Raw genomic sequence first — 6,067 nt, forward strand, 5'->3', positions numbered from 1 at the left:
TCTGCAAGTTTATGAAAACCAGTACTCTAAAAAATTTTTGGCTTCTGATTATAACATTACTGATAATTTCTTGTTCAAAGGAAAAACCTAATGAGCTTTTTAAAGAAACTAGTTCTAATCTTAATTTTAAAGGATATGGAAGATTAACAGATGCAGTTTTATTTAAAAACAGTTTCTATTTATCGTTTGAAAGTTCAAGAAAAAACACTTCAGAGCAATTCAAAAAAATGGTAATTCTAAATCAAAAAGGAAAATTTATTGAAGATGTATTTCTTCCAGGAAGTGCTCAAAATATTGTTTATACCAAATTTGCTGTTCAAAAAGATAGTTTGTTCTTAAAAAATGATGATACGGATGAAGAATATTATAAATTAGGGGAATATGTTGCTGATTTCAGCGAAATTAAACCTAAAAAAATTGAGATTTACTCTGATAAAGATTATGAAATTTATTCAACTTGTAACGGTGAATTTGGTGGACTTGTATTTTTCAAAAACAAAAAAACAAATAAATTTCACGAAGTTCCTTCACAGTGCACAGTTTCTGTTAATAAATTAGGAGGCAAATATTACATTACAAATTTCTTAAATCATATGATTGCTCACACAAGCATATATGAAATCGAAAATGTTGAGAAACTTGCTAATTCTGATTTTGAAACGGGAAAAATTGATGGAAATAAAGATTATACAGGTTTTAAAAAAGTTTTTGATTCGGCAAATTTTAGAATTACTACTTCATTTATAAATCAAAATAATTTGTATCACATTTATTCTGATGAAAAAAACACATTTATTGGAAAACTTGAAAACAAGAAAATGAAAACGGTTTATACTTTTAGTGAACATTTCTTTTCTAATTTATCTCAACAATTTGATGGAAAACAATTACTTATTTGTCATTATCCGAAAACTAATAAAGATGCAATCTTAATTATTGATAATGAAAAACTTAATTTCTTTAAATTAAACTAAAAAAACCTGCAGATAACAGTGTATTAGCAAAAGACGGGGTTAAATTCTCCCATTGAGAGTTTTGTAATATTTTGTCGCAATTGCTTTTTCGTTTCACATTTTTTTGTAATTTAGTTTCACGAAAAAAGCAATTGCTTAGGTTGGTTTTTAGTTGAAATTATGTTTGTAAAAGCCCGTCCTTCGCTAATACTTTTTCGTTAGCTGTCATTCTCCCAAAAATTAGACCTCAATAAAAATTGTTACTTTTGTAGCACTAATTTTAATTAAAATGAAACCTACAATAAATATATATTGTGATGAAAGCTGTCATCTACAAAATGATAAAGAACCTATTATGGCAATAGGTGCTGTTTATTGTCCAATTGAAAAAAAAGAGGAAATTTTTGAACGTCTTCATAGTTTTAAAATTAAACATAATTTAGTTCCTAAACGAAAAAGAAACGAAAAAGAAAATAGAGCATTTTATGAACTAAAATGGAATAAGGTATCAAAATCAAAACTCGAATATTACAAGGATGTAATTAATTATTTTTTTGATGATGATCATTTGCTATTTAGGGCTTTAATTGTATCGAATAAGAATAATGTAGATTATGAGAAATTTAAACATACTCACGATACTTTTTATTATAAAATGTATTTTGGAATGTTAAAGGCAATTCTAAGTCCTGAATATTCGCATCATATTTATATCGATATTAAAGATACTCGTAGCAAAGAAAAAGTTCATAAATTAGAACAAGTTTTAAGAAATGATAAGTATGATTATTCTAAAGAAATAATTAAGAAAGTTCAGCAAGTTCGTTCTCACGAAGTGGAAATTCTTCAGTTGACAGACTTGCTAATTGGAGCGATGTCTTATGCTAACAGAAAACTATTCAACAGTAAACCAAAAAATGAATTAATAGAGCTAATACGTAAACGCTCAAAATATTCCCTTAACAAATCTACTTTACTAAAGGAAAGCAAGTTCAATATCTTTATTTGGGAGCCTCAAAAACCTTATTTTCTATGAATGATGAACTAATATTCCCAGATTTAATATTTTTTGAAGACTATAGTGGAAATTTCAGATTATACTTTGAAAAGGTATATGAAATTTTCAGAGATAGTTTTATCACAGCTCAACCAACATATAATGGTTTATTCGTTTCTGCACAAAAACATCCTGAAGTTGATGGAATCCATCGTACTTTCTATCATATTACGCACGAAGGTGATATAGAAAATGACCGTAAACCTGATTTTAGACGAATGGAAAGAATTAGATTTCCAAAATTTTTTATTGACAATTGCTCTCATGGAGACTTCTTGATATGGGAAAAACTTGTTGGAAAGGATAACAGAATTCATATATTAAATGAATCTGAAAGATATTTGGTTGTTTTAACTGAAAGAAAAGGATTTTATTTGTTTTGGACGGCCTTTTATATTGAAGAAAACCACACTATTAGAAAGAAAAAGAAAGAATATGAAGCTTATATAAAAGCCAAAACCGCTTAGCGTAACTAAACGGCTTCTAAACTCCTTTAACACTTATAACTAATAAAAGTTTGGTTACTGAGCTAATGCAAATATAAGCAATTGTATATATATGTTCCAAAAAAAATAACGACAGCTAACATTGTATTAGCAAAAGCGGGCTTGAATACTCAAATTGAAAATTTGAATATTCTTCGCCGCCACTGCTTTTCGGTTTCGTTTTTTATTTGTAACTTCACTTCACCGAAAAAGCATTGGCTTCAGTTAGTTGAAAATTGAACTTTCAGTTCACTTTTCGCCCGCCTTCGCTAATACTTTTTCGTTGTAGGCAATGTTTCAAAAGCAGTAACACAAAAGAATGAGCAACAGTTATACAGTCGGCGATTTAATTTATGATGCGAATATTTATGATGGAATGAACATAAATCTCGCTGATTTGGAATTTTACAAACAATGGCTTCCAAAAAATAAAAATGCTCGAATTCTTGAACTTTGTTGTGGAACAGGTAGATTAACACTTCCAATTGCAAAAGATGGATATGATATTGTTGGTGTTGATTACACAGCTTCAATGCTTGAACAAGCAAAATTAAAAGCTTCAGAGCAAAAATTAGAAATTGAGTTTATAGAAGCTGACATAAGAACTTTAGATTTGAAAGAAAAATTCGATTTCGTTTTTATTCCATTTAACTCAATTCATCATTTATATAAAAATCAAGATTTATTTGAAGCTTTTAAAGTTGTCAAAAACCATCTTAAAAATGAAGGTTTGTTTCTTTTAGATTGCTACAATCCAAATATTCAATTTATTGTTGATGGAGAAAAAGAACTAAAAACAATTGCTGAATTCACCACAATAGACGGAAGAGAAATACTGATAAAAGAGAAGATGCGATACGAAAATAAAGCACAGATTAATAGAATCGAATGGCATTACTTTATCAATGGAAAATTTGAATCAATTCAAAATTTGGATATGAGGCTATTCTTCCCTCAAGAATTAAATTCATATTTGGAATGGAATGGTTTCAAAATCCTTCATAAGTTTGGAAATTTCGAAGAAGAATCGTTTAACGATAATTCACAAAAGCAAATTTTTGTTTGTCAATAAATCTTTAAAAATAATAACACTGCCTACAACAGTGTATTAGCAAAAGCGGGCTTGAATACTCAAATTGAAAATTTGAATATTCTTCGACGCCACTGCTTTTCGGTTCCGTTATTTTTTTGTAATTTCACTTTACCGAAAAAGCATTGGCTTCATTTGGTTGAAAATCGAACTTTCAGTTCACTTTTCGCCCGCCTTCGCTAATACTTTTTCGTTAGCCACAATTATATGAAAGATCATCTATTTAAGGTACACAGAGAATTAACTGAGGTTGATTTCAAAAATATATGGAAAGATGCCTATTTTATTTTTGACGCAAATGTTCTACTTGATTTATACCGTCTTCCCGAGACTGCAAAAAATGATTTATTAAATGTTTTACAAAATTCAGAATTCAATAAGCGCATTTGGATTGGTTTCCAAGTTTTATTAGAATTTTTAAATAATAGACTAAATATTGTTAGTGAACAAAAAAATATGTTCAACAAAGTTATTTCATTAACTCAAAAACATATTGAAAAATTGACTGAGTTAAATAATGAATATAATTCTGAAATTTTAAAGTTGAATCTCAATCAGAGACATTCAACAATTTCGCCTGACAATTATCTTACAAAGAAGAAAATCAGTAAAACTTCAAGAGTTTTTAAAAAATTTATTGAACATTTAACAGAAAAAGAACGAGAACATACTGATGTAAACGATGTTGATGAATTAAAGGATATCATAATGAAAATTTTTGAAAACAAAATTGGAAATCCACTTAATGAAGATGCGGTAAAAAATACAATAAAGGAAGGAGAAGAAAGATACTTAGATAATATTCCACCAGGATATATGGATAAGCAAAAAGAAGGGTATTATATCGTTAATAACCTAAAATTTCCGAGAAAATACGGTGATCTTTTCCTATGGAAAGAAATCATGCAATATATCGGTGATAATAAATTAGAATTGGTAGTTTTAGTAACAGGTGATATTAAGGAAGATTGGTGGGAAGAGAAGCGAGGTAGGAAAATTGGACCTAGAAAAGAATTGTTAAATGAAATATATTCTAATTGTAATGATTTAAAGTTCTTTCATATTTATAATACTTCAACCTTTTTGAAGTATGCTAAGCAGGAAATTGATTCAGAAATTAATGATTCATCAATAGAGGACACAAGAAAATTAATTTCCCAAAACAAAAAATATGACATAAGGCAAAAAGAAATTTCTGAGATATATGCAAGGCTTGAGCATACAAATAATAACATTGAGGAAATTAAAAAGCAAATAGAATCTTCCGAACAAAACTTACATAGGGCAACAATCTATCGTAATAACCTTTATGCCGATAGTAATTTTGAAGATGATACTAGAGAATATGCTCATAACCTTGGATATTTGGAGAGTGAAATTGAAAATGAAATTGAATTTTCAAAAAAGAAACTTTCTGCTTTATACAGCTACAGAGCTTTAGAGTTGACAAAGTTAGATTTATTAAAAAGGCAAATAGAATAACTGTGGCTAACAGTGTATTAGCAAAAGCGGGCTTGAATACTCAAATTGAAAATTTGAATATTCTTCGCCGCCACTGCTTTTCAATTACGTAATATTTTTGTAAGTTTACTTCATTGAAAAAGCATTGGCTTCAGTTAGTCTAAAACTGAACTTTCAGTTCACTTTTCGCCCGCCTTCGCTAATACTTTTTCGTTAGCCGTAATTGTATAAAAAAGTCCATCAATTGAAGAAAAGAATAATAATTTATATAGTTTTTTTCATTTTATATATTCTTCTTGCATTTCCAATTGCTTCAATAGAAGATTTTATTAAAAATGTAGACTTAGAAGTTGTTTTAATATTCGGCTTTGGATTATTAAACTGTATTTTTGCTTTTCTATTCTTAAAGTGGAGTAAACTACTAAATATCATTGTTGCATTCATTATTTCATCGATTTCAATTTTGATAGTAAACTTAACTTGGAAATTAAATATAGCTCCAGAATGGGATGCTTATGGAATACAAACTGCAATTTTTACAAATGCATTAGTTTCAATAATTTTATGGGAAATTACATATCAACTAAAGAAAATTTGTGACAAATGAGTTTTAAAAAGACGGTTTACATTTATAGGGAGAAAACAATAAAAATTGGTGAAGAAAACTTTATTGATTCATCATTTGAAGATTATGAATACGGAGTTATCTTTGAAGATGACGGAAATACTGGTTATTTTTATGCTGTAAATAATGACACAAACATTTTAGATGCACTTCATGTTTATAATGTTGAAGATGTTATTGATAGAAATATTCCGTCATTAGTTAAAATATTATGGAATGAAGATTTAAGTTTGAGTTTTCTTTCAATAAATAATTACATACATGCTGTATTTGATTTTAAAAATAAGGCTGGATTTTGTAGAAATGGATTTCCAGAATCAAATAAGAAGTGGACTAAAGAGAAAAATCGATTACTAACTGATGATTTATTGGAAAAATTATAAAAACAACTACGGC

Annotated in this window: 7 protein-coding genes; all 7 read left to right on the plus strand. The window is 28.2% G+C overall.

Annotated elements, in window-relative coordinates:
• The first annotated feature begins 329 nt into the window (after window positions 1–329).
• The 7 genes from AC4AGG_RS14940 (at window position 330) to AC4AGG_RS14970 (ending at window position 6,054) form a co-directional block, all read left to right on the plus strand.
• Entirely contained in the window at window positions 330–974 is a 645-nt protein-coding gene (locus AC4AGG_RS14940) for a hypothetical protein (protein ID WP_489772818.1), read from the plus strand.
• A 268-nt stretch (window positions 975–1,242) separates the two neighbouring features.
• Complete coding sequence (locus AC4AGG_RS14945) at window positions 1,243–1,989, plus strand: DUF3800 domain-containing protein (protein ID WP_489772819.1); 747 nt, start codon at window positions 1,243–1,245, stop codon at window positions 1,987–1,989.
• The gene (locus AC4AGG_RS14950) at window positions 1,986–2,477 is read left to right on the plus strand and encodes a hypothetical protein (RefSeq protein ID WP_489772820.1); all 492 of its coding nucleotides are present in this window, start codon (window positions 1,986–1,988) and stop codon (window positions 2,475–2,477) included. Before AC4AGG_RS14945 ends, AC4AGG_RS14950 begins: the two co-directional genes overlap by 4 nt.
• A 337-nt stretch (window positions 2,478–2,814) precedes the next feature.
• Window positions 2,815–3,567 carry a class I SAM-dependent methyltransferase gene (locus tag AC4AGG_RS14955; protein WP_489772821.1) on the plus strand — a complete coding sequence of 251 codons (753 nt, stop codon included), beginning with the start codon at window positions 2,815–2,817 and terminating at the stop codon, window positions 3,565–3,567.
• A gap of 225 nt (window positions 3,568–3,792) precedes the next feature.
• Window positions 3,793–5,067 carry a PIN-like domain-containing protein gene (locus AC4AGG_RS14960; protein ID WP_489772822.1) on the plus strand — a complete coding sequence of 425 codons (1,275 nt, stop codon included), beginning with the start codon at window positions 3,793–3,795 and terminating at the stop codon, window positions 5,065–5,067.
• A gap of 223 nt (window positions 5,068–5,290) precedes the next feature.
• Complete coding sequence (locus tag AC4AGG_RS14965) at window positions 5,291–5,653, plus strand: hypothetical protein (protein WP_489772823.1); 363 nt, start codon at window positions 5,291–5,293, stop codon at window positions 5,651–5,653.
• Window positions 5,650–6,054, plus strand: a complete 405-nt coding sequence (locus tag AC4AGG_RS14970; RefSeq protein ID WP_489772824.1) for a DUF2251 domain-containing protein — start codon at window positions 5,650–5,652, stop codon at window positions 6,052–6,054. Before AC4AGG_RS14965 ends, AC4AGG_RS14970 begins: the two co-directional genes overlap by 4 nt.
• The last annotated feature ends 13 nt before the right edge of the window (window positions 6,055–6,067 follow it).

Source organism: Chryseobacterium sp. CG10_8, assembly GCF_058117085.1.